The organism is Vagococcus allomyrinae (assembly GCF_017829975.1).
GTDB classification, from domain to species: Bacteria; Bacillota; Bacilli; order Lactobacillales; family Vagococcaceae; genus Vagococcus_D; species Vagococcus_D allomyrinae.
The window spans coordinates 30,291-56,054 of sequence record NZ_JAEEGA010000012.1 but is presented as its reverse complement, the minus strand read 5'-3'; the positions used below and the strand labels follow the sequence as shown (position 1 = coordinate 56,054).

At 39.3% G+C, this 25,764-nt stretch carries 23 protein-coding genes; 18 read left to right on the top strand and 5 right to left on the bottom strand.

All coding sequences use genetic code 11. From position 1 onward, the window contains the following. From I6N95_RS17270 to I6N95_RS17230, 9 genes are all read left to right on the top strand, one after another. Complete coding sequence (locus I6N95_RS17270; RefSeq protein ID WP_209530288.1) at nucleotides 1-615, top strand: hypothetical protein; 615 nt, start codon at nucleotides 1-3, stop codon at nucleotides 613-615. Then, nucleotides 608-1,234, top strand: a complete 627-nt coding sequence (locus I6N95_RS17265; protein WP_209530286.1) for a hypothetical protein — start codon at nucleotides 608-610, stop codon at nucleotides 1,232-1,234. Before I6N95_RS17270 ends, I6N95_RS17265 begins: the two co-directional genes overlap by 8 nt. A gap of 24 nt (nucleotides 1,235-1,258) precedes the next feature. Then, a complete protein-coding gene (locus tag I6N95_RS17260) occupies nucleotides 1,259-4,588 on the top strand; it encodes a C-type lectin-like domain-containing protein (RefSeq protein ID WP_209530284.1) in 3,330 nt (1,109 codons plus the stop codon). Between the two features lie 108 nt (nucleotides 4,589-4,696). After that, nucleotides 4,697-5,041, top strand: coding sequence for a hypothetical protein (locus I6N95_RS17255; RefSeq protein WP_209530282.1), 345 nt, complete (start codon nucleotides 4,697-4,699; stop codon nucleotides 5,039-5,041). A gap of 30 nt (nucleotides 5,042-5,071) precedes the next feature. Then, the gene (locus tag I6N95_RS17250; protein ID WP_209530280.1) at nucleotides 5,072-5,599 is read left to right on the top strand and encodes a serine integrase family protein; all 528 of its coding nucleotides are present in this window, start codon (nucleotides 5,072-5,074) and stop codon (nucleotides 5,597-5,599) included. Nucleotides 5,600-5,643: 44 nt separating this feature from the next. Then, on the top strand, nucleotides 5,644-6,003 hold the full coding sequence (locus tag I6N95_RS17245) for a hypothetical protein (RefSeq protein WP_209530279.1): 360 nt from the start codon (nucleotides 5,644-5,646) through the stop codon (nucleotides 6,001-6,003). A 47-nt stretch (nucleotides 6,004-6,050) separates the two neighbouring features. Beyond that, complete coding sequence (locus I6N95_RS17240) at nucleotides 6,051-6,617, top strand: recombinase family protein (protein WP_209530277.1); 567 nt, start codon at nucleotides 6,051-6,053, stop codon at nucleotides 6,615-6,617. Between the two features lie 29 nt (nucleotides 6,618-6,646). Continuing rightward, nucleotides 6,647-6,961, top strand: a complete 315-nt coding sequence (locus I6N95_RS17235) for a recombinase family protein (protein WP_209530275.1) — start codon at nucleotides 6,647-6,649, stop codon at nucleotides 6,959-6,961. A gap of 16 nt (nucleotides 6,962-6,977) precedes the next feature. Next, entirely contained in the window at nucleotides 6,978-7,169 is a 192-nt protein-coding gene (locus I6N95_RS17230) for a hypothetical protein (protein WP_209530255.1), read from the top strand. A gap of 190 nt (nucleotides 7,170-7,359) precedes the next feature. Here the strand turns inward: I6N95_RS17230 and I6N95_RS17225 are convergent, their stop codons facing one another. After that, nucleotides 7,360-9,351 (bottom strand): lectin-like domain-containing protein, encoded by a 1,992-nt coding sequence (locus I6N95_RS17225; RefSeq protein WP_209530253.1) that lies wholly within the window; start codon nucleotides 9,349-9,351, stop codon nucleotides 7,360-7,362. A gap of 744 nt (nucleotides 9,352-10,095) precedes the next feature. Here I6N95_RS17225 and I6N95_RS17220 point away from each other — a divergent pair. The 3 genes from I6N95_RS17220 to I6N95_RS17210 all read left to right on the top strand — a co-directional run bounded on the left by I6N95_RS17220 (nucleotide 10,096) and on the right by I6N95_RS17210 (nucleotide 14,180). Continuing rightward, nucleotides 10,096-10,677: a polymer-forming cytoskeletal protein gene (locus tag I6N95_RS17220; protein ID WP_209530250.1), complete on the top strand. Its 582-nt coding sequence runs from the start codon at nucleotides 10,096-10,098 to the stop codon at nucleotides 10,675-10,677. A 222-nt stretch (nucleotides 10,678-10,899) separates the two neighbouring features. After that, on the top strand, nucleotides 10,900-11,814 hold the full coding sequence (locus I6N95_RS17215; RefSeq protein ID WP_209530248.1) for an oxidoreductase: 915 nt from the start codon (nucleotides 10,900-10,902) through the stop codon (nucleotides 11,812-11,814). Between the two features lie 200 nt (nucleotides 11,815-12,014). Further along, nucleotides 12,015-14,180, top strand: coding sequence for a DNA topoisomerase 3 (locus I6N95_RS17210; protein WP_209530246.1), 2,166 nt, complete (start codon nucleotides 12,015-12,017; stop codon nucleotides 14,178-14,180). Between the two features lie 191 nt (nucleotides 14,181-14,371). Here the strand turns inward: I6N95_RS17210 and I6N95_RS17205 are convergent, their stop codons facing one another. The 4 genes from I6N95_RS17205 to pgmB all read right to left on the bottom strand — a co-directional run bounded on the left by I6N95_RS17205 (nucleotide 14,372) and on the right by pgmB (nucleotide 18,926). Then, on the bottom strand, nucleotides 14,372-15,574 hold the full coding sequence (locus tag I6N95_RS17205) for a MalY/PatB family protein (protein WP_209530244.1): 1,203 nt from the start codon (nucleotides 15,572-15,574) through the stop codon (nucleotides 14,372-14,374). 13 nt (nucleotides 15,575-15,587) lie between these two features. Beyond that, nucleotides 15,588-17,141, bottom strand: coding sequence for a maltose/glucose-specific PTS transporter subunit IIBC (malX, locus tag I6N95_RS17200; protein WP_209530242.1), 1,554 nt, complete (start codon nucleotides 17,139-17,141; stop codon nucleotides 15,588-15,590). Between the two features lie 122 nt (nucleotides 17,142-17,263). Beyond that, nucleotides 17,264-18,043: a MurR/RpiR family transcriptional regulator gene (locus I6N95_RS17195; protein ID WP_209530240.1), complete on the bottom strand. Its 780-nt coding sequence runs from the start codon at nucleotides 18,041-18,043 to the stop codon at nucleotides 17,264-17,266. 226 nt (nucleotides 18,044-18,269) lie between these two features. Further along, complete coding sequence (pgmB, locus tag I6N95_RS17190) at nucleotides 18,270-18,926, bottom strand: beta-phosphoglucomutase (protein ID WP_209530238.1); 657 nt, start codon at nucleotides 18,924-18,926, stop codon at nucleotides 18,270-18,272. A 161-nt stretch (nucleotides 18,927-19,087) separates the two neighbouring features. On the opposite strand from pgmB, the gene I6N95_RS17185 reads away from it, so the two are divergent. The 6 genes from I6N95_RS17185 (at nucleotide 19,088) to I6N95_RS17160 (ending at nucleotide 25,365) form a co-directional block, all read left to right on the top strand. Beyond that, on the top strand, nucleotides 19,088-19,510 hold the full coding sequence (locus I6N95_RS17185; RefSeq protein ID WP_209530236.1) for an RDD family protein: 423 nt from the start codon (nucleotides 19,088-19,090) through the stop codon (nucleotides 19,508-19,510). After that, nucleotides 19,507-19,659, top strand: coding sequence for a hypothetical protein (locus I6N95_RS17180; RefSeq protein ID WP_209530234.1), 153 nt, complete (start codon nucleotides 19,507-19,509; stop codon nucleotides 19,657-19,659). Before I6N95_RS17185 ends, I6N95_RS17180 begins: the two co-directional genes overlap by 4 nt. Before the next feature lie 186 nt (nucleotides 19,660-19,845). Continuing rightward, nucleotides 19,846-22,173, top strand: a complete 2,328-nt coding sequence (locus I6N95_RS17175; protein WP_209530232.1) for a glycoside hydrolase family 65 protein — start codon at nucleotides 19,846-19,848, stop codon at nucleotides 22,171-22,173. A gap of 76 nt (nucleotides 22,174-22,249) precedes the next feature. Beyond that, nucleotides 22,250-23,527, top strand: coding sequence for a sugar ABC transporter substrate-binding protein (locus I6N95_RS17170; protein WP_209530230.1), 1,278 nt, complete (start codon nucleotides 22,250-22,252; stop codon nucleotides 23,525-23,527). 88 nt (nucleotides 23,528-23,615) lie between these two features. Beyond that, nucleotides 23,616-24,533, top strand: coding sequence for a carbohydrate ABC transporter permease (locus I6N95_RS17165; protein ID WP_209530228.1), 918 nt, complete (start codon nucleotides 23,616-23,618; stop codon nucleotides 24,531-24,533). A 4-nt stretch (nucleotides 24,534-24,537) separates the two neighbouring features. Next, nucleotides 24,538-25,365, top strand: coding sequence for a carbohydrate ABC transporter permease (locus tag I6N95_RS17160; RefSeq protein ID WP_209530226.1), 828 nt, complete (start codon nucleotides 24,538-24,540; stop codon nucleotides 25,363-25,365). Nucleotides 25,366-25,764: the final 399 nt, after the last annotated feature.

Genomic DNA, 25,764 nt, shown 5'->3' with positions numbered 1-25,764 from the left:
ATGAATATTAATTTGTTACCAGATAAATTTGTAAAAAATAAGGCATTTGACATTATTTTGATCGGGTCAGGGTTTACAGCAATTATGGTTGTTCTCATGTTGATATTTCTGTTTTTATTTTATCAATTAAATGTGACGAAATACACGAATCAAGTCAATAGTCAACTGATGGAAAAGGCGCTACTTGGGAAAAAAGTTAAAGAATTGCAACAATCTCAATTAGTTGATCTTCAAGGGGCGGTCTCTAATTTGAAACAGGAACAGAAGCTGGCCGCATCTGTAATGGCTAATTTTAGTGAGGTAGCTAAGAGTGTTGACGTGATTATGTTGTCTTATGAGTTGTTATTAGACGAGCCAGCTGAGCAAAACACTCAAGACGTATTGGCTGGTGATGGCTCGAAGTTACTTCCTAGTTTAACGATACGTGTTAGAGGCGATTTTTATACCGGTGGTGTCAGATTTAAGGAAGCTATAGAAAAGATTGAATGGGTGTACGATTGTAAGCCGGTATCGATTACGAAAGAAGCTGACTTCTCGGAGTCGGATTACATCGTACGTCTGAAAAAAGAGGAAGTTCCTATGATATCCAGAATGGAGAAGGCCCAAGATGACTAAAATTTCATTTTCCAAAAAACATATAATAATGTCTACTCTACTGGCCTTAGCAATAGTTGGTTTAACGTTGATTGTCTGGGGAATTTTGATTCAGCCTAAAGCGGCAAACGTTAATGAGTTAAAAAAACAAGTGGATATCCTCGGGAAGGACATTCATGGTGAACAGGAAAAGATAGTGAAATTGAAGGATTTGCCGGCTTTGTTGGAAACAACTATGGTAGCGGAAAGGCCAAAATTACCAAATGGCATGTCATTGGCTGAGTATTTTCAAGGGTTGGCTCAAAAAAATACGGTATCTCTTCAACATATGACTTTTGAGGATACCACTTTTTTTCCTGTAGATGAGGGAGCAGTTGATGATGAGAATCAGATTAGGTGCCTGACGATGAGTTTTGATGTTATTAGTGACTCTGAGCCTGGTTTATTGAGTTTTGTGGAACACTTAGAGAATGATGAGCGTTTTACAAAAGTCACACAGGTAACATACCGTCATAATCCGGATTCGGTTGGTGAAGGCAGTTTTGCTTATTCGGCCACGGTTAATCTGAATATGTACTATTTATCTAGCTATGAGACAGGGACTCCTTTGGCGGCTAACAATCAAGATGAGAACAAATAAATTGCAGGGAAAGTGGTGATCGAAATGAGTAGGAGAAGGCCTAGAAATGAGCGACATCAGGTTAATAGGCTAAAGCTTTTTGGGGGAATTGTCGGACTAGTTGCTGTAGTGATCATTGGCGTGACAATCTATCAAACGTTTTTTAGTAAGCTTGAGGCTTCGACTGTAATCAAAAAGGGAGATTTTCGTCTAACTGTAGATAATAGGTGGGATACATCGGCAAAAAAGAACTACGCTGATTTAAAGTGGGACGATGTACCTAACTTGAGCCAAGGAGGGTATCAGCTTTACCAATCTGAAGATCAAGGCGTGACATGGGAGAATCGATCGGTTAATTTTGGGAAGGAGGTACAAGTTTTAAATATTTATCCAGATAGTGATGCTTCCAATACCTTAAAAGGTTGGATGACTAATCCAAGTATTGGGCTCGGTTTGATCAAGGTCACCTCAATGTCTATGGCAACCTACAATAGTAATGTTAGAGGAGCATTGATTGATGGAAAAGGGGATTATAAGTATGATGTGCTGATGTTCGGAACTTGGGATTCAAATAACAGTCGAGATTTGAATGCCACAAGTCGTGAGGAAACGAAAAAATTTATGGATTCGGGTCGTGGTGTTTTATTCGGTCATGATACGATTTGGGCAAATCTCAAAAATTTTGATACGTTCAAAACCTATCTGGGAATTACAACCTATTCAACGGGGACTAACAATCCCTGGAAAAAGGAATTACGGATGGGAAGTAATAAGGTTAAAGTTACCAATAATGGTTATCTAATGAAATACCCCCATGAATTGGCTAATAGTTTGGAGTTATCTATACCTTATGCACATTCTGCCGCACAAATGTCTGGAGTTAATACTAATACAAAATGGTTGGAGTTTAAGGCACCTTTCGGGGTTACGAGTGTTGGCTCTGGTGGTAATTTAGTGAATGATGCTACTTATGGTACTAATAATCATTATTTGTTAACAAAAGACAATTTAGGGTTGATTCAAACAGGTCATTCAAACGGTCAGTCAACATCTGATGAAATGAAAATATTAGTAAATTCATTATACAATCTTGCTCAAGTTTCTTTGGATACATTTGCCAGTGATCAGACAGTTAAGGATGATAAAGGACCAGAAAAGCCAAAAACACCTGTTATTAGAGCTGGAAAAGACGGTTCATTAACTATTAAAACTGATGCAGTTGATCGAGGGAAAGTCTATCAATGGTATGTGGATGCAGATACCAAAAATAATGGTGTGAAAAAATCTGATACAGTACAGGAAACTATTCTTAGTAATATTGCTGGCTATTTTTATGAAATCACAGATTCACCTACTACTAATCTGAAGATGACTGTCGAAGGCTATAAAGATGAATTTGGTCGAATTGATCAATCTAAATTTGATGCTTATGTTGCGCCTGATGATGAGTCGCTGACATACACGACAGAAGTAAATTTTACCGTTCCTGGACAGAAGGGAGCGGATAAGTATTTACATCTTTTAGCTGTGGATCGTGCCAACAATGTTGGAGAGATTGACAGCCAGCCAATTGATGATCTGGTTCAATATGTTGATTTTGATATTGAGCGAACAAAGGATGAGGCGAAGATTGTTAACCTGACATTAGATCACTATATTGACAATAAAATGAAATCTTTGGAAGTTCATGTTCCTAAGCATGCTGAAATTAAATCTTTTAGTAGTTTATCGTTACCAACAGGTTGGTATTCATTTGAGAACAGTGAAACTGATACATCCCGTTCTTTTACATTTGCTATGGAAGGGTCAAATAACTTAGCCACGATTGAATCGTTTATCAAGGATTTAAGAGTAACGTTGAAAGAACCTGTAAATGAAGTAGGCAGCATAAGACTAATTTTCCACGAAAAAGTGTATACATCGTGGTCAGACGAAGAGGGAGTTCCTCATTACTACACCTTTCTTAATAAAACGTTGACTTGGCCTCAAGCTTATAATGAAGCGAAAAAATTGTCTTACAAAAATTTGACTGGTTATCTGGCAACTGTTACAACTCCTGAAGAACATGATTTTATTTACAATAATATTGCGAAAAAACCGGGGTGGTTAGGTGGCACTAGATTGACTAAAACATCAGATGCTAACTCTTTAGTGAATGATGAAAAGAGTATTCCAGAAACTCTTTATGATAGTAGTAAGGGGCATTGGTATTGGTCAAATGGTCCTGAGTCTGGAATTATGTATCTTAATAAAGCAACTTATGATGGCGGTGGGCGAGCGCCAGCTGGTATCTATGATGGTTGGGTCAGAAAAACTAATAGTGGGACAGCTAGTTCCAATGAACCAAACAATGTTGGAAATGCTGAAAACGCCATGATATTTGCATTTAAAAACAAGTGGTTTAACGATATTCCATTTAATCATGCTGGTAGTAGTAATCAAGGATATTATGTGGAGTTTTCGCAATATGGTAATCAAGTGGAGAAAGAAGAGTTAACGGATCTATCGTGGGAAGCAGCTATTCCGCAGAAAATTTCTTTGAAGGCCTATGATGAAAAAGGGGCACCGCTAGAAGCTGGCAATTTGATCTATGACCAAGTTTTAAGAATTGGCAATCAACAACGGGTGGAACCTAAGACGATTGCATTATATGAATTTGTTAAGGCGACTAACATAGATGGTTCCGATCGAGGGTTGGAATACATAATTGGTGAAACCTATCAGGAAGGTAAGTTAATTTATCGAAGGCGAGCGACTGCTCTTCATGTGAGGCAAATTATTTTGGAGCCAACGGCTAAAGTGGAGGTGCCAAAACAAGGGACGGTTCGAATTGAAAGTAGTCCAGCAAATAAAGTGACGAATAAAATTACCTCTGGTATTGATAGTGCAACTCTTAGTTACACGCCGGTAGAATTATTGCTTGAAGTAGAAGGGGAAGTTTTCAAAGTTATTCCATTAAATCTTGGGTTTTATGAAGTAGCTGGTTATGTTTTAACTACAAAGGAAGAACCACATCAGGAGAATGAAAGGAAACAGACAGTTCTCATAGATAGCAGTCTTAGTACGGAGTTTTGGCTGACAATTTATCTTAAGCCTAAGTTGGATAATGCTATTTATCTTTCAATGGTAAATGATCAGCTTCATGTTTATTATGCGAATGTGGAAGGCTTTACTGTATATATTGATGGTGAGAAGTATGAAGCTTTTAAGGTGAAAAACAGTCCTGTTGTGGAGACGACCATTTTGGATATTCCATTAAATCAGGCCCGTAATAAAATAACAGTAACCTATCAGGATGATAAAGGAAATACGAAAGAGGCCATTTGGAATAATAAACAAGGGTGGGATGTCGTGAAACCTGATCAAAATGAATAGCTTGATGGGAAAGAGTGAGTCTATAAGTGACCAAATCCTTAAGAGATAACATCTTGAGGCTTTGGTCACGCATAATGGCAAATTGAGTGACTAAAAAGGAGTATATCTATGTTGAATATTAATGATATTACGTTTAATGATCATATGATTTTGAAGGGTGGTAAGTTTATTTTGGTTCAATTATTACCTGCTTATAGTGATGTTGCCGGTGTAGGTAATGAAAGTGTCAGAATAGGCTCTAAAATGACTGTGGCTTTAACTGCTCATCAGTTAAAAAAAATTGAAGTGATAATTGAAGATATCGTAGTGTGTTCGCCATTTAATGATCTTCAGTTAGCAGAAGTCGTCTTCAGTGATTTCGAAGGGTCTTTTAAATTTGATAAGGATTCAAAAGAATACGTACTTCATGCAACGGCGAGTCGTTTTAAGTTAGTAAATGAGAGTCATTTATAAAATAGGATAAATGAAAGGTGGAAAGGTGTTATGAATAGAATTGGATATACTGCGAAAATAGGCTCAGTGGAAGAATTGTCGCTTCTTTACGGCGTTGGTAAATGTGAAGAGGTGATCCAATTAAGGGATTCTGAAAATGAATTTCGTGATTTCGAACGATTTTTAAAGGAATACAGGAGAAAACAAATTGTTTTGGTAAATTTTTCAAGTATGGGGCTTCAATTAACTCAAGTAACACAACTGCTCGAGTTAATTAAGGAGGAACAGATTAAGGTTCATTTTCTTCAAAAGGAGTTAGATTCTGATGAGCAATATTTATCTCTTTTGTATGAGTTGTCTATGAATGAGAAAGAAGTTGTAAGTCGGCGAACTCGCCGCGGCTTACGTGTTGCTCATGAAAAAGGTATTGTCGGTGGTCGACCAACCATTACTAAAAAAACAATTGAGAAAATTCAGTATATTCATTTGTCTCAAAAGAAAACAATTCGGGAAATTTCAAATGAGTGCGGTGTCTCCTTGGGGACTGTTCACAAGTATATCAATCAAATTGAACAGTAGTCAGGAGACCTAACAGAAAGGTGAGGTTAGAGGACAGACTAATTATGAAGATGAAGACACTTTCTTATGAAGAATTTAAACACATGAAGCAGGCAGTCATGGAGTTAAGCTGGGTATGGCGACGTTATCAGCAGAATGAACCTGATGGCTGGTATGAATTTAAATATCAACACGTTGTACGGGATTTTTTAAAAGTGGATGGAGAAGAAAAGTTATTGTCTCAAGCTAATCATAAACGTTTGACGAGGCGTGTGAAATTGCCTATTGGCACTTATCTAACGCTAAAAGAATTAGCAGATATTAGTTTGGAGTTGCAGGATGTTTTAGAACATCCTCCTTATGGCTCTATTATGGTGGAAAAAGACAAGAAGGATTTCCGTTCAAGCGGACAAGTGAAAAAGTAAAGGAATTTGATGGGAAATGGGATGACAATACAAGGGGGAATTAAATTATGACTAAATATGGGTATGTAAGAAAAGGATTTCCAACCAGTGAAAAAGATCAATTGACAGGTATTTTGTCTTATGGTTGTGATGAAGTGTTTCTGGAAGCTCATTCATTAATGGAATTTCGTGAATTAGATATATTGTTAAGCGTTCTAAAAATGGGCGACGTGTTAGTAGTAACTAATCTAAAAGTTTTTGGAAAAAAATTTCAAGGGTTGCGATCCCTAATAGATTTGTGTCGTGATAAACAAGTCCAATTAATCAGCCTCGAGGATCAATTGGATAGTAATAAAGCGTATGATTTTTTTGATTTACTTGATTTATTAGGCAGAATTGATTTTGCATGTAGGAGTGAACGGACGAAGCAACAAATTCAATTATCACGAGAAATTGGGCAAACGATTGGGCGTCCAGCTATCGACAAAAAGAAAATCGAACGAATTTATTATCTGTATCATGATAAAAAATGGGCAATGCGAAAAATAGCGACTGAGTGTGATGTTTCATTGGGAAGTGTGTATAAGTATATTCATCAAGAGGCGCCTTGTCAGAAAAAAGAATCGGTGGGATGACTAGACGATTATGGTGAAGGGGTGAGTCTGTGACCGTATACGGCTATATGAAAAGAGAAGTGCCATTTTCAACGGCTGAACAATTAAAGATTATGGGGGATTACAACTGTCAGGAGATTTTTATTGAAAAGTATGAATCGAGTATTCAAGATGAATTGGAGGCGCTTATTAACATATTAAGGGCGTCGGATGTGGTTGTAATAGTAAGTTTGAGTGCATTAGGTGAGGAAGTATCAGATATCATTCATATTTTTGAGCGGTTACGAGAGAAACGAGTTCAAATAGTTAGTTGGACTTCCCATTTACACTTGAATTATTATAGGCGATTGACAGGATTACTTTAGGAAAGAGGGGATGAAAATGTCTGAGATCGAGGTAAAAGCGATTGAGGAGTTGGACCAAATTATGACAGAGATGGTTACTCTATTTCAACGTGAGATTTCTGAAAAAAATCAAGCTTTGTTGGAGGCTGAAAAAAATTTATATCATCAGCAGTGGTTAACTATGGAAGCGAATGAGTATATTCAGCGATTGGAGAAACAGCTCGCTTAGAGAACTTGGTTTAATGCTATTGTTGTCAGATTAACAGGCGATTATTTAGTGGTGTTGAGCTAAACTTGCTGATGGAGAAGATTTTAATTATCAAATAAGAGGTTGAGATGTTAGCCTCAACCTCTACAATATTGTGAAGTAAAAAAGTGATTCTAATTCGATGTCTATTTTAATCTAATTATCACATCGGCTAGATAACTGTGACATTAATGGTAACAGAGACTGTGTTCCCATCAGAATCTGTAACAGTGTAAATAACAGGGTATGTTCCGTTACGATTTTCGTTTAAATCAGAGTAATCAACGTTAACTAATGAGGTAATGTCTCCATCTTCATGATCGATGGCTTTAACGCCTTCTAATTTGATTGGTTCAAAATCTTCTCCTTTGTTAATCGTCCGATTAGTAACTGTAAGTTCTGGTGCCCATGATTTAAGAACTTTTGTTGAGGTTTCATTAGATAGTAAGCTAAGAGCTGACAGGAAGTTAACGTTTGTTAAAGCGTTAATCGATGAATCTAGGCTAACATTAACAGCAGCTTTCGCTTTAACGAAACTGTCAATCTCTGCATCACGTTTAACGACAGCGTCATAGCTCAAAATTAACGTATCTAATGCTAAGGTTGTTGATGATGGATCAAGTTGACCCGTAATGCTAGTGCCATTATTGCTGACTGTGCCGACAGCCTTTCCTGATTTATCAGTTAGTTTAAGGTTGGTGATGTTTTCCAGGTTTCCATCTATGTTTTGATCAATTGTAAATGATTGATAGGCGACAGTTACTCCCGTGTAATTTTTGAATAGGTCGCTTGGTGTTAGTTGTAACTGGTAGGCTACTTTTCTCCCTTGGACAATTTCACCTTTATCAATTGAGGTTCCTTTGGCATCGACAGCCGTCAATTTAGCGCCAAAAAGCTCTTCAGATTTTGCGTAAGTAAAGGTGACTTCGTTAGTTTCGCCATAGTCGTAGTTGCCCGTAACTTTACCATCAACACCAATCAACGTGTACCCGTTGTCTTTAAGTGTCTTAGCCGCATCTTGACTTGGTGAAATGGTGTAATCTGCTTCAATTTCACCAATATTATCTTCACTTTCAACTAGTGTATTGCCAGCGGTGTCTACGTAGTGGGCAGGGACATTCTCAAGGCCAGGCATTCTTGACATTGACAATGCTTGTTGAGAATATTGCTCTCCTGTACTACCAGTGAATCCCCAGTGTACTTTTAGAGTGTCGTTAGCATCTTTGTAGCCAAAAGTTTTAGCCACTTCGTCCATATTGTTAAATGTGTAAGAGCTCTTGTAATGGTTTTTTGAGCCAGTGTCTAAGACAATATTTCCTTTGGCATCTTTTTTCACATCGTCTATTTCAAAAGATAAGGTCAGCGTGTCGACATTCCAATCTACTTCGAATTTTTTCCATTTGCCATTACTTAAAAATTCATTTGCTAAGACTGGTTTCAAACTTTGTTTGTTATCAACCAACTTACCAGTTACTGGATCTTTAATTTTTGTATCGTTATTAATTGGATAGACATCGGGTTTACCAAAGGCCATATGCCCCCAATTGTTGTTACTGGCATTTCTTCTAAGTGACTGGGCTAGAACGCCTACTTCTAAATCCATGGTTTGGGCTTGGTTTGGTTTATAGTTGTAATAAGTGTCAAATTCAATACTAAAGGCATTTTTCACATATTGTGAGCCACCGATTTGATTTCCCTCTCTATCTCCGGAATAAACGCCTAATCCTTGACCGACTTTTCCCATAACAGTTTTCCGTTCAGTATCATCAGCCATTCTTGGGTCATTTTGCAAAGTAAAGGTCATGCCATCGGCTGCTCTTGCTCCAGAGTTACCTAAGTATAGATAGGAGCCTAAATCAAAACTGTATTTCAAATTTAGTTTGTTTTTACTCCAGATCATCCCTGAATGTTTTTGCTTGGTAGGGGTTATTTGCAGTGTGTGGTTATCATCAAGATAAGCTACTCCATTTTGAGTATTGGAAACTGCTTCATGGAAGATCTCCGTTAGGTCAAGTCCTAATTCGGGAACTCCAGAGTTATTTTTTGTCGCTTGTGAAAGTAAGGGGCTAGCTTCGTCATTTTTAGCTAGCGCCATTGGTGCAGAGGCTAAAAACAAGGTAGACGCTGAAGCTAAAAACAACCATCTTTTTGTGGTCTTTTTCATAAATCAATTCTCCTCTTCTAGTTGTTTCTTTTGTATGATGGTTCTCTTGTATATGCTTTCTGCTTTTTATGACGTAATAATCAAACGACTTCGGGGTTAATTTATCTTAGAAAAAATAGAATTCATTTAAAAATATAAATGATCGATAAATGAACAATTGGTAAAATTATTTTATTAATGATTGAGGCGAAACTGTTATGGTTAGGTACAGAATCCCTCTGATTTGGGATGTTTTTTAAGGTTATTAGCTAGTGATTGTTTGATTAAAGTAGTTCTTCTGTTTTATTATTATTGTTTTATGAACAGAAGTTACTGAATAATGAGACCTCCTTTCGTCAGTTACTACCACAGATAAGCATAATACCCTTACAGTATAGCCGATTTTTTGTTATTATTAAAGCACTAAAAGTAGCAGTAGTATGGGAGAAATAGTTACTTTCATTATATTGTACATTATTTTATTATTTGTATTTTTATTAGCTTTTTATCAGTTGTTTATGAACTGGATAATTTCATTTGGGTTTTAGTTGAGTTTTGTTGATCATTTAATAACGAACTATATAGAAAAATAAGTTTGAAATACCTTTAAAGCTTCACGAAATGAGTCAGCAAAAATATCATTTCATGTTAAATATTTCCTTAATTATCAAATAAGTTTAACATTACAAAGGTTATTACTACTATTATTTCGAATAATATTGTATAATTTCGTTGTTAAATAAAATAACGTAAGGGGTATTTTCAATGAAATATGCAAAGATTGTGACATTAGCAGCTACTTTATTAGTTGTGGGAGGCGGTTTAGCCGCATGTAGTCCAGATAAAGGAACATCTGAAAGTTCGAGTGCTTCTTCATCAGAAGTAACTAATGCAAGTTCATCTACTACAGAAGCTGTAACTGGGGCATCTATTAGTGATAAGGCAGATGTCATTGAGAAAGCTCTAAGTGCAGATGGAAATTGGATTGTGGCAGTAACAGCAGATGTTACATTTGATAATGACTTAACAGTTGCTGGGGAGTTTCATAATAAAGGGGAAGACTCAGAAGATATCTACCGCAAATTAGCTTTATATGCTCAAGATGATAAGCGTGTTGTGACTGACGAGTATACCTTAACAGCACCAAAAGTGATTGTTGAATCAGAAAACTTTAACATTGTTCACGGAACTGTTAAAGGAGATATTGAAGTAAAAGCAAATGGTTTTGTTTTAGACGCTGCGAAAGTAGAAGGCAATATCGTGTTTGAAAAAGAAGAATACAAAACATCCGCTGTTCTTGATAAAGAAGGTGCCTCTGTTACTGGTGAAGTAACGGTTGCTGAATAGCTAACAAAAAAGGAGATCACTTGTTGATCTCTTTTTTCGTGAGATTGACTTAGTTTGACTATCTTGATAAATTAGTATTGTATCGTTTTCCCGGCATTGTCACTAAGTAAAATCTTCGACTTCCAATCATTCTAAAGCCTAAAGGACTAGCTTTTTTGATGATGCGGCATGGTTAATGGAGATAGAGGTAAAAAGAGTGACTTATGTAAGAAAGGAGGCAGTATGACTGATTGGTCTAACACAGCTATACCGGATTTATCTGGGAAAATAATTATTGTAACGGGAGCTAGTAGTGGGATTGGTTATGAAACGGCGCTGGCATTGGCAGAAAAAGGAGCCCACGTTATTCTTGCTGTTCGTAATATGGAGAAGGGGCAAAGGGCGGTTTCTGCCATTTATCAGGCTGTTCCAAGGGCATCTTTAGCGTTGATGATGTTGGATTTAAGCGATTTGGCCAGCATTAGAACCTTTGCTGAGCAAGTAAATCGTCAGTACGATCATTTGGATATTTTAATCAATAACGCAGGAATTATGATTCCGCCTCTTCAATTCACCAAAGATGGCTTTGAGTCTCAGTTTGGCTGCAATCATTTGGGACATTTTGCTTTGACTGGGTTGCTTTTGGATCGTTTAAAAGCCGCTCCCAGTTCTAGAGTGGTAACGGTCAGTAGTTTGGCAGCACATCATGGGAGGATTGATTTTGATAATTTGGATGGAAAAAGAGGATATAAAGCGATTGACTTTTATGGTCAAAGCAAACTGGCCAATATGCTATTTGCTCGTGAGTTAAATCAGAAACTGGCTGCGGATTACTGTGATACGATAAGTGTTACTTGCCATCCTGGATTTGCTCAATCTAATTTATTTTCTCGGGGCTCAGGTGGCAAAGCCAATCCACTGCTGCGATTTTTACAAAATAGGGTCAGCCAGCCTGCTAGCATGGGGGCTTTGCCAACTCTTTTTGCGGCGACTGAACCAGGTTTAAAGGGCGGTCAGTACATTGGCCCAGATGGTCCAAAGAAACGCAAAGGCTATCCAAAAGAAGATGACATTATTAATGAAATTTATGATGAAAAAGTTGCTGCAAAACTTTGGCAAATCTCTGAAGAATTAACCGGTGTCTCTTATTTAAGTTAACGTTTCTTAATCAAAACAAGTTAAGAGCATAGGGATAAGGGCGTCAACTGAGGTCGTTTGATCGCTAGAAAACTGAGAATAAACCATGACTAACGCCTTAGTACAGGCGTTTTTTTGCTGAGATTATGGTATACTAACTAAGAAATCCTTTTAAGTTAAGGATGCTGTGGGATGGAAAATGCAACGAGGAGTGTAAGAAAATGAGTATCGTAATTTTGGCTGAAAAACCTAGTCAGGCTTTGGCTTATGCGGGAGCTTTTCAAAGCTCGGTGAAAAAAGATGGGTATTTTGCCATAAAGGATGATCTGTTTCCAGAAGAAACCTTTATTACTTTTGGGTTTGGTCATTTAGTTGAGTTGGCTCCTCCTGGACATTATGAAGATAAGTGGGGCAAGTGGAATTTGGCAAATCTGCCTGTTTTTCCAGCTAAATATGACTTCGTTGTGCCAAAGGATAAGAAAAAGCAGTTTCGCATTGTGGCGGATTTATTAAAAGTAGCCACGACAATTATTGTTGCAACCGATAGTGATCGAGAAGGTGAAAATATTGCTTGGTCGATTATCATTAAAGCGAATGCGTATAAAAAAAATAAAAGCTATAAACGCCTTTGGATTAATAGTTTAGAGAAAGAGTCTATTCGTCAAGGGTTTGCTGAGTTAAAAGAGGGCTTGGATTATATTCCCTATTATCAAGAAGCCCGGGCTCGGCAAATTAGTGATTGGCTGATTGGCATGAATGGCAGTCCGCTTTATAGTTTGGCTTTACAGAAAAAAGGAATCCAAGGCGTTTTTTCATTGGGGCGGGTGCAAACCCCAACGCTTTATTTGATTTACAAACGTCAATTGGAAATAGAAAACTTTAAAAAGACTCCCTATTTTGAAGTTGAGAGTGATTTTAAAGCGGTTGAAGGGATTTATAAAGGACAACTGTCGCCTGCCAATAAGTTTAAAGACAGTGGCGAAGTGCTGAGTTTTTTAGCGAAAAATCAAGCAATTGTTGGTGTTCAGAATGGGCAGATTGTCAAGGTCGATAAAAGAGAAAAAAAGACTAATAGTCCTATGCTGTATTCCTTAAGTAGTTTGCAAAGTAAGGTCAATCAGCTTTATAAGGCTAGTGCCAGCAATACGTTAAAGGCGGTTCAAAGCTTGTATGAAGCTAAGCTGTTGACTTACCCGCGGACGGATACACCTTATATTACCAACAATGAATTTACTTATTTAAAAGATAAATTGCCGATGTACAAAACGTTTTTAGGGATTGACGATGAGACACCGCAAACTCAGCCTCGCAGACGTTATGTGGATGATAAAAAGGTTCAAGAACATCACGCGATTATTTTAACAAAACAAGTTCCTAGCAAAGAACGCTTTAACAAACTGCCTACTTTGCAGCAACAAATTTATCTGCTGATAGCCAAGACCACTGTGGCGATGTTTTTACCTGATTATCAATATTTGGAGACTGTGATTGAGACGAAGGTGGCTGGGCTTTTATTTAAGAGTAAGGGCCAAGTGCCAATTGTTCAAGGGTGGAAAGGGTTGTTTAGTAAAGAGGATAAGAAAGAGAAAAGCGTCTTACTGCCTCAGGTGGCAGTTGGTGAAGAGGTGTTGGCTAATATTAGGGTGGAGGAAAAAGAGACACAGCCACCTAAACCTTTTACTGAAGGAACTTTGATTACGGCCATGAAAACAGCTGGTAAGACGGTTGATGATGAAAAGGCCCAAGAGCTTCTGAAAGAGATTGAGGGAATTGGCACTGAGGCGACGAGAGCTTCGATCATCGAGACGATTAAAAATCGAGGTTATGTTGAGGCGCAAAAAAACAACTTACTTGTGACTGAAAAAGGTAAGGTGTTGTGTGTGGCCATCGAAAGTGAACCTTTGTTAGCAAGTGCTGAGATGACGGCCAAATGGGAAACCTATTTGAAAAAAATTGGTCGTAAAGAAGGCGATGCCGATGTTTTTCTGGCGAATATTCAAAAATTTATTAGCCACTTAATTGAGGCTGTTCCCAATCAGATTGACCAAGTCGATTTTTCTGCTTATGAGGTGAAGGAAGAGTATAAATCGAGAAAGTCGAAACGAACGGTTGTTGGTAAGTGTCCCAAATGTGGTGGTGGGATGGTGTCTAAAGGTGAGTTTTATGGTTGTAGCAGTTATCCTAAGTGCAAGTATACCTTAACGAATAATTTCCGCAAGAAAAAGCTGACGAAGAAAAATATCAAAGAGTTATTGGAAGGAAAGGAGACCTTAGTGACTGGGGTTAAGAAACCTGATAAATCGACTTATAACGCCATGGTTAAGGTGAATGATAAGGGCTACCTCGATGCCGTTTCTTTTTCGACTAATGTGGTGACAGCTGACTAATTAAATCAAGTGAATGAACCGTAAGGGGAGTTGCCAGTGGGGCGCTATCTTTAAGTTTTTTGGAATGGGAAGTCTTGTATGGTTATGCTTATTTATTTGTCGTGGTAGGTTACTTATTGTAATGAGTTTTTACCGGTCGTAAAAAAGCACAAGCTAACGTTGGTTAGTTGCTTGTGCTTTTTTTTGTGACATTAATCAGTCGACAGGTGTCTGATATCTTTTTCTAAGAATTCAATCGCTTTTTTTAATCGTGTTAAACCGTCTAATAATTTTGTGTGGGCACAGCCTAGATTTAAGCGTAAAAAGTGTTCGCCTGTTGTACCGTAGGTTGCTCCGGGCATAATGGCTACTTTGCCAATGGAAATCAAAGCTTGTTGGAGTTGGTCACTTGTATAGGGTAATTGACTGACATCTAACCATGCTAGGTAAGTGGCCTCACTATGCGTCAAGCTGATCGCTGGTAGCTGTTCTTTTAAGTAGTTTTCGACCAAGTTGAAACTGGTGTCGATATACTCGTTTAAGTCATCTACCCAATGGTGACACTCCGTGTAGGCGGCAACTGTGGCGTACATCCCGAAAATGCTGCTTGATGACAGACCATCTTTTTCTTTTAATTGCTGTAAGAATGTTTCCCTGACAGTTGGGTCGGGGATGATAACATACGAAAAGATTAGGCCTGGAATGTTGAAGGTCTTGCTGGCAGATGTGCAAATAGCTAGTTTAGTGGTACTTAGGTTGGTTAAAGGGATGTGCTGTTGCTCTTGGCGTAAGACATCCATGTGAATATCGTCTGAAATAAGGAAGACTTGATGTTTCTGGCACAGATCAATGATCTGTCGTAATTCTTCTTTACGCCACACTCGCCCAGTTGGATTATGGGGGCTGCAAAGTAGAAAGATGGTCGTTGTTGGAACAGCCAATTGAGTATCTAGTAGGTCAAAGTCAATTTCGTAGCGTCCATTTTCATAACGGAGTGGATTTTCAATCAGTTGTCGTTGATTGGCTTTGATTGTTTTAAAAAAAGCATCGTAAGCGGGCGTTTGAATTAAAACGCCGTCACCTTTTTGAGATTGGCTGTTGATCAGTTGGCTAATAGAATAAATAACTGATGGACTATAGACGAGCCAGTCACTGTTTAATTGGCTGTTAAAGCGGCTGTCATACCAATGCAGAACGGCGTTTTTAAAGGTTGGGTGATTCCAGCGGGTGTAACCAAAAATGTCATGCTCTAGGCGTTTTTTTAGACTGGTCGTAATTTCTTCTGGGACCCTAAAATCGGTATCGGAGACGGAAAAGGGTAAAAGCTCTTTTTCGCCAAAACGATCTTCGATGTAATCCCACTGGGTACAAAAGGTACCCAGTCGGTTAGTGATAGTATCAAAATTTGTTTTCAAGCTAATCCCTCCTTTATTCCATCATTCGTTCAATGGCATTTTTAACACTGGCTACTTGGCTGCCGATAATGACTTGAAGGTTGTGGTCATCGAGTTTTACCACACCTAAAGCCCCTAGTTGTTTAAGTTCGGCTTCTTGAATCAGACTCATATCGGAGACAACTAAGCGGAGGCGCGTGATGCAGTTGTCTAAGGAATCGATATTTGTTTTGCCACCAAGGGCGACTAAAATGGCTTCATTATCGTACTTGCCTTTTTTCTTAAAGTTAGCTTCATCGTCACTGACTTGGATGTCTTGTTTTTCACGTCCAGGTGTTTTGATGTTGAATTTTTTAATAGCAAAGGTAAAGACGCTGTAATAGATAGCAAACCAGATAGCACCGACAATTAGGACGAGATACCACTTGGTATCGGTACCTTGGAGGACCCCAAAAATAATAAAGTCCAGAATGCCCCCGTCTGTGTTCCCGATAGTGACTCCTAGTAAGGCCATAACCATAAAGCCGAGTCCTGTCATGATAGCGTGGAAGGCGTATAACAGTGGTGCAGCAAACAGGAATAAAAATTCAATAGGTTCTGTAATACCTGTTACAAACGTGGCGAAAACGCCTGATAATAATAAGCCTTTGATCATACGGCGATTTTCTGGACGTGCTGTGCGATACATGGCCAGTGCGGCAGCTGGTAAACCAAACATAAAGGTTGGCATCTTACCTTGTGATAAGAAAGCTGTAGCAGCGGGGCTAATCGGTTCGCCGCTTGATAGTTGGGCGTAAAAGATATTAAGAGCACCTGAGACTGTTTCGCCATCAACAATTTGGGTGCCACCTGCTTCAGTAAAGCGAATCATGGCCACGAGGATATGATGAAGGCCGAAAGGTAATAGAATGCGTTCGCCAGTTCCGAAAAGCATGGGACCAAAGACGCCTGATTTTTGAATCAATTGACCAATGCCGGTAATCGCAATGGCAAAGATTGGCCAGATTAAGGGAATAACCAAACCGGTAACGCCTAAAGTAATGGCGGAGATGATTGGCACAAAACGGGAGCCGCCAAAGAAAGCAAAGGCGTCAGGTAAAACGATGTCGTAAAACTTATTGTGAAGCAAGTAGACGATGATGCCGACAATAATGCCACCGAGAACCCCCATTTCAATGGTTTGAATCCCCATAACAAAACTTTGGCCGACTTCTTTTACTTGATCAGCGTCAACGATTCGATTGTTAAGGGTTAAATAAAAATTAATGGATAAGTTCATCACCACAAAGCCGACAAACCCCGAGAAAGCTGCGACTCCTTTTTCATAGCGGACAAGCCCTAGTGGAATTGCCATGGCGAACATGATTGGGAGATAGGTAAACGCGAAGCCACCGATGGTTGACATAAACTGGAAGGTTACTTGTAACCATTCCTGATTTAAAAAGGGTAAAACGTCAAGGGTTGTTGGTGAGGTAAAGGCACTGCCGATTCCTAAAAATAACCCCATGCAGGCTAATAATGCAATCGGTAACATAAACGTTTTGCCTAAGCCTTGAAAAAATTCCCAAAAAGACTGTTTCTTTTTCATTTTATTCCTCCAATTTTCTAGGAAAGTGTTTTCCTAAGTTGATACCCCAAGTGTACTCCTCTGATTTCGCTTTCACAATGAGGAGGAGGGATTAAGAATGAGGATACATTTTCTGTATGAGTTTACAAGGAATGGTTTTCAATGATGTAGGCATGGACGATGTATTCAAGTCCCAGACTTAAAGGCACCCGTGAGCTGAGATCAAGGTTATCTAGGTAACGAGTTTCGATGGTAACAGGGCAATTTAAGGTGGCACGTTGGGCCAAAGTGTTATGATTGTCACCGGTGATGGCTAGGATAGGCACTTGATTGTTGCTTAAAATGGTGGTGTATTCCATGATGTGGAGGGTTTCACCACTGTAGGATACGACGACGGCTAAGTCTTCAGGTGTCATGGCCTGGGCGACTGCTCGTAGTTCATCCCAATCTTCGCGAGCATTGCTAGGACGTCCGGCAAAGGTCAGTTTGCGAGCAGCTTCAACACAGTTGGTGTAGGAAGCACCAACGCCGATAAACTCAATGTTGCGGCTGTTTTGAATGAGTGTTAAGGCTTGGTTTAAGTCAAAGTGAGCCAATTGTTCAAGTGTTCCGCTAACTTCCCGCATCACGCGTTGGCTAGTTGAGTTAAGTGGGGGATCGACTGAAATCGCCACATTTGATTGGGCAGGTTTCTTTAACACGTACTGGGTCAACACGATTCGTAATTCTTGATAACCTGAATAACCCAGTGCTTTACACGTGCGACTGATGGTTGCGGTTGAGGCATAGATTTTTTTTGAGAGCTCGTCTAAGGTAGAGTCGACGACGTCAGTTGGATGCTCCATCATATATTCTAAGACTTGATTTTCTAAGCGGCTTAGTTGCTCTTTGCGTTGAATGAGTCGTTTGAAAAATAGTTCCATTGAGAATGCCTCCTGAATTATTATGGGATTATTGTTGAAAGAATGGGGGACCTTGAGAGCTGATTGAGTACTTTGTAATGATCAGGCTCTAGGTCGTCGTCTTCTTATAGTTTACCATAGTCTTAGGAAGGATTTGCCAAGAGTTTAGATATGTAAGTGAAGCTGGAGAGCAGAAAAAAACTAACCCGCTTTCAATATTCGAGCGGGTTAGTTAGGTGGCTGTGGCTTAGATAAAAACCTGTTTGAGAAAGTCAAGGGTTAATTCGGCGGTTGAGTCAACGCGACTGTCTGCTAGTTTCATGGAAGTTGCTTCGCCTACTCCAACGGAAAACATATTAGCGGCATTAATACTCTGAATGCCGGCTTCAGAATCTTCAATCCCGATTAATTCATTGGGAGTGAGGCCGAGAACTTGCGCAGATTGGCTAAAAATTTCTGGATCAGGCTTTCCTGAAGTTAAACTGTCGGGGTCAATGATTGCGTCAAAATAGTCCTGAATGCCTAGGCCTGCCAAGATGGTTGGAGCGTTTTTACTGGCAGAAGCAATGACCATTTGAATGTTTGCTTCTTTGAGTTCATTCAGCAAACTGCTAATGCCTGGTAAAATGTCAGCAGGCGAAATGGTTTTAATGAGTGTTAGATAGTGGGTATTTTTTTTGGCCGCCAAGGCTAGTTTTTGTTCATTAGAAAAGTCGGCAGTTCTTTTGCCTAGCTCGAGTATTTTTTCTAGGGAAGCCATTCGTGAGATTCCCTTGAGTTGTTCGTTAAACTGACGATCAAAGGGGATTCCTAAGTCGTCTCCTAAGGCTTTCCAAGCGAGATAATGGTAGTTGGCAGTGTCAGTGATAACACCGTCTAAGTCAAAGGCGATTGCTTTAAACATGATGATAATTCCTCCTAAAACGTTTTTGATAAGTTGAATCATACCTGATAAAAATTCATTTTACAAGTGATAAAAATAAAAAAAAGATTGATTTTGAATTTAAACGTGCTATAATTTGACTCAGATACCGAAAAGGTTTTCGCTAAAAGGAGTTGAATGAGGTGGCATGGTCTAAATTTATCTTACGAACCTTTAGTTTTTTGATCGATCTGGTGATTGTCTATCTGCCAATCCTGTTAATTTGTGTCTTGCTTTTAGATATCCCTTTTAAGCTCAGTGAGATATATGGGCAGGTAATCTTGATTGCTTATAGCGTCCTTGCTTCAGATATCTTTAATGGGAGAACGTTAGGCAAGAAGCTCGCCAGAATGATAACGGTTTATCAGGATGGGGTTAAGGCGCCTTTAGTTAAAAAAGGAATGAGGGAAGTGACAAAGCTGTTATACTTTTTACCTTATGCTGGGCCGATTTTTGTGATGATCAGTTTATGTCTACTGAAGGTCACTGGCAAGGCTCTGCACGATTATCTAGGTGAATCAGAGGTCATTTTGGAAAATGCAGCACTGGAGGGAGAGTTAAGATGAGGTTTATGGTATTGGCAATCGATCCACTGGCGCAGAATGGCTTGGCAACATTGAATACAACCACTTTAATCTTGGCTTTGGTTATTACGTTGCTAGCTAGTTATGGGATAGCTAGCAACGAGATCACTATCACGCCAAAGGAATGTTAAGGGAATACGGGCTGTTCAGTGTTATTTTCGTGATTGGCAGTTTAGTTTGTCAGATAAAGATTGTTCTGATTGTTGGCCTGTTACTAGCAGGGTTGATTGTGACGGCGCTACGATCTAATCACTATTTTTATCAAAAATAATTTTTTTTAGCTTTTGCAAAAACGTTTTAGTTAGGAGAGTAACTTTATGAAAACAAGTATTAAGCTACCTGAGGAGACATCTTGGATAATCGAAGAATCTTTTTTTAACCCTGAGTGGTTAGGCAAATATGAGTCAATTATGTGTCTTGGGAATGGGTATATGGGACAACGTGCCACAACAGAAGAGCAATATTTAAATGAGGTAAGAGATACTTTTGTCGCTGGGACATTTAATAAATTTGACGCCAAGGAAGTGACAGAGTTGCCCAACCTACCTGATCTGGTTCAAATGAAGATTAAAGTGAACCAAGAATCGTTGGATTTGACTCAAGGTGTTATTAGTGATTACTCACGCCAGTTAAATCTTAAAACCGGTGAATTAAGTCGTTCGTTTAATTGGCAGACTCCTGGAGGCGCTGATCTGTCATTTCATTTTAGTCGGTTTGTTTCAATGGATCAGCTCCATGTTATGGGACAAAAAGTGACCGTTAAATCTCTAAGTGGCAAAATTGATGTGGAAATTGTTTCGGGAATCGATGGTCAGCAAACAAATAGTGGTTCCCAACATTTTTCAGAAGGTGAGAAACACCTGTTTGAAAGTCGCTTTATGCAGATGACGTCCCAAACGACTCAATCGGCTATTGATGTGGTTCAAACGACGGTTCATCAATTTTCGATTCCTGTCGAACGAATAAAATCACGAATAGAGATGCGCCGCCGTCAAATTTACACCAATTATTGGTTAACTTTGGATGAAGGTGAGGAGCTACGGATTGAGAAGCTTTCGACGATTCATACTAGTCGTGACTTGGAGCATGAAGGTCGCGCGTTAAAAGTAATTGAAGCCACTGCCTTAAGTGAGTTGAAAGGGGCAGAGAAAAAAGGGTTTGATCAATTATTGAGAGCATCTGCCGCGGCTTGGGAACGAAAGGTCTGGCGAATTGCTCCGATTATCATTACGTCGAGTAACCCTCAAGATCAGGTTGCGCTAAATTTTGCCAAATACCATTTGCATGTCATGACACCGGCTCATGATAATCGGATGAATATTGGTGCTAAGGGATTGTCTGGTGAGGGCTACAAGGGGCATACGTTTTGGGACACAGAGATCTTTATGCTGCCATATTTTACCTATACCCATCCTGAAATTGCCAGAGGTTTACTGGAATTTCGTTATCATGGTTTGCACGGCGCCCATCGTAAAGCAGAAGGAAACGGCTACGAAGGGGCACAATTTCCATGGGAGTCTGCTTGGATAGAAGACGGTGAAACAACGCCTGTTTGGGGAGCCGCTGATATTGTGACAGGAAAGGCCACTAAAATTTGGTCTGGTTTTATCGAGCAACATATTACCAGCGATGTGGCTTATGGGGTGAATCAGTATGTGGAAGCGGTTGGAGACCAACACTTTTTGGAGACCAAAGGCTATGAGATTATTCTGGATACAGCTAAGTTTTGGGCTAGTCGTCTGGAGTGGGATGATGAAACTCAGAAATACCACATCAATGAAGTGATTGGCCCTGATGAGTATAAAGAACATGTGGATAACAATGCCTTTACTAATTATACGGCTAAGTGGAACATTCAAAAAGCGATTGGTATTTATGAAGAACTTGAAGTCTCACAACCTGCGTTATTGGCTCAGTTATCTCAGAAGCTTGATTTAGAACGAGTTTACCCTGAGTGGTTAGATAAGGTGGCTAAATTGTTTATTCCCCAACCTAATCAGGAGCTGGTCATTCCACAAGATGATACCTATTTAAGTAAAAAAATTATTCCTTTGACCTCGTATAAGCAAGATGAACAAGTAGGGACGTTGTTTCATGATTACAATTTGGAACAAGTCAATAATATGCAGATAACCAAGCAGGCGGATGTTTTATTGCTTATTTACTTGTTTGAGAATCTTTTTTCGGAAGAGGTTAAACGGGCGAATTGGCAATATTATGAGCCTAAGACGATGCATGATTCTTCCTTATCGCTGTCGACTCACAGTGCGTTAGCCGCAGACTTAGGTGAAATTGAGTTATCTTATGATTTGTTTAAAGAAGCGACTAATATTGATATGGGGCCATCAATGACTTCGTCTGATGAGGGGATTCATGCAGCGTCCTTAGGGGGAATTTGGTTGATGACGGTTTTTGGGTTTGGTGGAGTTCGTGCCTTAGATGGCCAACTGCGAATTAACCCTCATTTGCCTAAGGCTTGGCAAGAGTTGCGTTACAGTATTTTTTGGCATCAAAATGAACTAGAAATGTTGGTGACGGCTGATCAGTTAATTGTGACAAATAAAAATCAGGTAAGTCCCGTTACGTTTACATCTCGTGGGATGGAATACACGGTTGTGGATTCTGTCACTGTTTCACTTAATTAAGAGCTTGCTGGTTTCCGATTTTCTGAAAGGTCGGAAACCAGAGGAGTAATAAAATGATTAGTAGGAGGAATGTTCGATGAAGAGGAAGTTAAAAGCGTTAGGAATGGGTTTACTGTTAGCTGCGACGGTTATTGGTTTGGCAGCTTGTGGGGACAAGAATCAAAAAAGTGGGGCAGAGAAGACAGATTTTTCTGGCGACACCTTAAAAATTGGGGTCTGGGGTGGTAATGAGTCAGAGGAGCAATCTTTAAGTAAGCTGATTAGTCAATTTGAAAAGGACACAGGTGCCAAAATTGAGAAAAAGGTTTACACCGAATACAATACGCAAATTCAAGCAGATTTAATTGGTAAGACGGCACCAGATGCTTTTTATGTAGACGCTTCAATGTATCCGTTTTTCTCAGAAAATGGGGCGTTGATGGAACTGGACAAAGAGAAGATGGCCAGCGACAAGTTTTACGATAAGTTAGTCGACATCTTCTCAACAGATGATAAATTATATGCCATACCAAAAGACTTATCGACGCTGGCATTGTATTTTAATACGGATGTTTTTGAAAAGACTGGGGTGTCGATTGATGATGTGCCAACATCTTTTGAAGAATTAGTGTCTTGGTTACCTGATTTCCAACATAAAATTGATGAGGCCTACGGTAAAGGAAAAGTATTTGCCATGAGTTATAATCCTGAAATGGCTCGTAATCTGCATCTTGCGCAACGGGGCGATGTGTCAATTGAAACTAAAGATGGTTTGGCAGATTTGGCTAATGCTAAAATTGTTGACAATTTATCAATTCTCAAGGATTTGGTGGATACGAAAGCTTTTGTCACTCCTCAGGACATTGGCATGGGCTGGAATGGTGAAGCATTTGGCGCTGGCAAATTGGCTATTATGGATGAAGGTAACTGGGTATACCAGACGTTGAAGGATGAATACCAAAAAATAAATTTCACTGTTGGAGAAATGCCTACTTATAAAGAGGATAAAGGTTCGATGATGTTCTCGGTTGGCTGGGGAAAATATGCGGGAACTAAGAACAGTGATTTAGCGGATAAGTGGATTCAATATGTAACGGGAACAGATGGTATGGCTCTTTGGGTCGAAGGAACGGGGACACTGCCAAGCCGCCAAGATGTGGCAGAAGCGACTAAAATAACGGATAATGCTGATTTAAATGTCCATTTGGAAGCCTGGGAATATGCGACACCATGGCAAAAAGGGGTGAGCTTAACGACGATTGACACGGCGTATAAAAACTTTGTACCCAAAGCTCTAGACGGCTCCTTATCCTTTAAAGAAGCGATGACAAAAGCCGATGAGCAAGCTAATACCGATATTGAAGCGAGCAATTAAGGAACATGGGTCGATGGGCTGGGAGTGAGTCTCAGCCTTTTCATTAAGGTGAGTGACTACCTGATCTATGAGGAAGAGGAGGTATATGATGGAAAAACGTTCGGTCAAACGTAGGAAAACCAAGCGAGAATGGCAAGAAATTTTTCAGGCCTATTTGTTTTTGTCACCTGCGATCTTGGTTGCAGTGATATTTTTTGTGCTATCGGTCCTATTTGCGATTTATTTGTCATTTAATGATGTTAATTTGTTTTCAAATTCCTTTTCGTTTAAAGGGTTTGATAATTATGTGAGGATGTTTCATGATAAGCGTGCGCTAATTGCCTTAAAAAATACCGCTAGTTTTGCGATGATTGTGGTCCCTTTACAGACGTTTTTTGCTTTGGTAATTGCCTATATCTTAAGCAGTGATGGAGTCAAGGGGAAGAAGGTCTTTCGGTTAGTTTACTTCTTGCCAACGTTGACCTCTAGTTCTGCTTTAACGATTATTTTTATGTTTATTTTTAATATTTATGGTCCGATCAATGAGTTTTTTATGTCGCTGGGATTTTATGATGAGGCGATTAACTTTTTGGAAAATCCCGCTTATTCGTTGAAAGTGATCATGGTCATGAATATTTGGTCAACGGTACCTGTGTATATGACGATTTATCTAGCTTCTTTAGTTGATTTGCCAAAAGCACTTTATGAGGCGGCAGAAATTGATGGAGCATCGGCTTTGGATAAGTTGCGTTTTGTGACGATCCCGTATTTACGGCCGATTACGACCTATGCCTTGTTAACGGGGATCATTGGGACCTTTCAGATGTTTGATCAAGCTTATATTTTTTCAGGTGGATCTGGTGGCCCTAGCAACTCAACGTTGACGATTGCCTTGATGATTTACCAGTATGCTTTTGGTCAAATGAACTCCATGGGGTATGCGGCGTCACTGGCGATTGTTTTAGCGATTATTATTTTTACCGTGTCGATTCTGGCGGAAAAATTGAATGCTGGAAAGGAAGGTTAGAGGAATGAAAAAAGGTCACACACTAAAAATTCTATTGTATGTGGTGTTAATTATTTATGCTTGTGCCACTCTTTATCCTTTCTTGTGGGCGGTCGCGGCATCTTTTAAAACGTCCGAAGAGATTGTTGGCGGGGATTTAAGTTTATTGCCTAAGCAGTTTACCTTGGCTAACTATGACTATATTTTTGGTCGTTCTTCTTTGTTTATTAAGTGGTTTATCAACTCGGTGATTGTGGCAAGTATTGGAACGGTGATTAATATTTTTCTTAATACAATGGCCGGCTATTCCTTGGCTCGCTTGTCATTTCCTGGGCGACAACGCATTTACTATGGTTTTCTGTCCTTGATGATGGTACCGGCTCAAGTCTTGTTAATTCCTAACTACTTAATTTTGATGAATCTCGGAATGCTTGATACTTTTGGGGCGTTGATTATTCCAGCGGCGATTAATATCGGCAATATTTTTATGATGCGCCAGTTCTTCTTATCTTTTCCAAAAGATGTCGAAGAGGCGGCTGCCATTGATGGCCTAGGGCGTTTTCAAGTTTTTTTTAGAATCGTCATGCCTTTAGCTAAACCCTCAATTGCGACTCAAGCCGTGTTTGTTTTTATGGGGTTTTGGAATGAATTTATGAAGCCGATGTTGTATATTTCAACACCGAGCAAGTATACCCTAACTTTAGGGCTGCAAACATTTCAAGGGCAAAATGGTGGTGTTCGTTGGGACCACACGATGGCAGCTAGTGTTATTACCATTTTACCAATCATCTTGATTTACATTATTTTTAATAAGTATTTCTTGCAAGGCGTTCGGATGGACGGTGAAAAATAACGACTAGATACATCCTGTTAACTAATCAAACAGATGGTTCCCTTGGATCATTCCCATAATCATCCGCCAAGAGTGGTACTTTCAGCTTTTTTCTGGCTGAAAGTTTAACGGTAAAGGATGATTATTTAATGGAACTGTATAGTAGTAGATTTTAACAGCTAGAATAAGGTCCAAATTCGACGATTACTCGAGAGGTCTAACAGGGAAATACCCTTTCGAAATCGCGATCGCTTGGGCGAAAAATTGCCCGTCTCTAACCTATTTGTGATAAAATAGTGAGTATCAGTCACTATCTACATCATGTTAAATAATCAGACAGATAATTCCACTGGGGAATTCGCAGAATCAGACCTCAAGAGTGGTACTTTCAGCTTTTTTCTAGCTGAAAGTTTAACGCTA

Excerpts from the sequence above, each read along its gene's own strand:
- I6N95_RS17245 (WP_209530279.1), top strand. The coding sequence starts at position 5,644 with ATGAAGATGAAGACACTTTCTTATGAAGAATTTAAACACATGAAGCAG.
- I6N95_RS17165 (WP_209530228.1), top strand. The coding sequence starts at position 23,616 with ATGGAAAAACGTTCGGTCAAACGTAGGAAAACCAAGCGAGAATGGCAA.
- I6N95_RS17175 (WP_209530232.1), top strand. The coding sequence starts at position 19,846 with ATGAAAACAAGTATTAAGCTACCTGAGGAGACATCTTGGATAATCGAA.
- I6N95_RS17215 (WP_209530248.1), top strand. The coding sequence starts at position 10,900 with ATGACTGATTGGTCTAACACAGCTATACCGGATTTATCTGGGAAAATA.
- I6N95_RS17270 (WP_209530288.1), top strand. The coding sequence starts at position 1 with ATGAATATTAATTTGTTACCAGATAAATTTGTAAAAAATAAGGCATTT.
- I6N95_RS17265 (WP_209530286.1), top strand. The coding sequence starts at position 608 with ATGACTAAAATTTCATTTTCCAAAAAACATATAATAATGTCTACTCTA.
- I6N95_RS17195 (WP_209530240.1), bottom strand. The coding sequence starts at position 18,043 with ATGGAACTATTTTTCAAACGACTCATTCAACGCAAAGAGCAACTAAGC.
- I6N95_RS17230 (WP_209530255.1), top strand. The coding sequence starts at position 6,978 with ATGTCTGAGATCGAGGTAAAAGCGATTGAGGAGTTGGACCAAATTATG.
- I6N95_RS17220 (WP_209530250.1), top strand. The coding sequence starts at position 10,096 with ATGAAATATGCAAAGATTGTGACATTAGCAGCTACTTTATTAGTTGTG.
- I6N95_RS17240 (WP_209530277.1), top strand. The coding sequence starts at position 6,051 with ATGACTAAATATGGGTATGTAAGAAAAGGATTTCCAACCAGTGAAAAA.
- I6N95_RS17160 (WP_209530226.1), top strand. The coding sequence starts at position 24,538 with ATGAAAAAAGGTCACACACTAAAAATTCTATTGTATGTGGTGTTAATT.
- I6N95_RS17210 (WP_209530246.1), top strand. The coding sequence starts at position 12,015 with ATGAGTATCGTAATTTTGGCTGAAAAACCTAGTCAGGCTTTGGCTTAT.
- pgmB (WP_209530238.1), bottom strand. The coding sequence starts at position 18,926 with ATGTTTAAAGCAATCGCCTTTGACTTAGACGGTGTTATCACTGACACT.
- I6N95_RS17225 (WP_209530253.1), bottom strand. The coding sequence starts at position 9,351 with ATGAAAAAGACCACAAAAAGATGGTTGTTTTTAGCTTCAGCGTCTACC.
- I6N95_RS17260 (WP_209530284.1), top strand. The coding sequence starts at position 1,259 with ATGAGTAGGAGAAGGCCTAGAAATGAGCGACATCAGGTTAATAGGCTA.
- I6N95_RS17180 (WP_209530234.1), top strand. The coding sequence starts at position 19,507 with ATGAGGTTTATGGTATTGGCAATCGATCCACTGGCGCAGAATGGCTTG.
- I6N95_RS17170 (WP_209530230.1), top strand. The coding sequence starts at position 22,250 with ATGAAGAGGAAGTTAAAAGCGTTAGGAATGGGTTTACTGTTAGCTGCG.
- I6N95_RS17250 (WP_209530280.1), top strand. The coding sequence starts at position 5,072 with ATGAATAGAATTGGATATACTGCGAAAATAGGCTCAGTGGAAGAATTG.
- I6N95_RS17255 (WP_209530282.1), top strand. The coding sequence starts at position 4,697 with ATGTTGAATATTAATGATATTACGTTTAATGATCATATGATTTTGAAG.
- malX (WP_209530242.1), bottom strand. The coding sequence starts at position 17,141 with ATGAAAAAGAAACAGTCTTTTTGGGAATTTTTTCAAGGCTTAGGCAAA.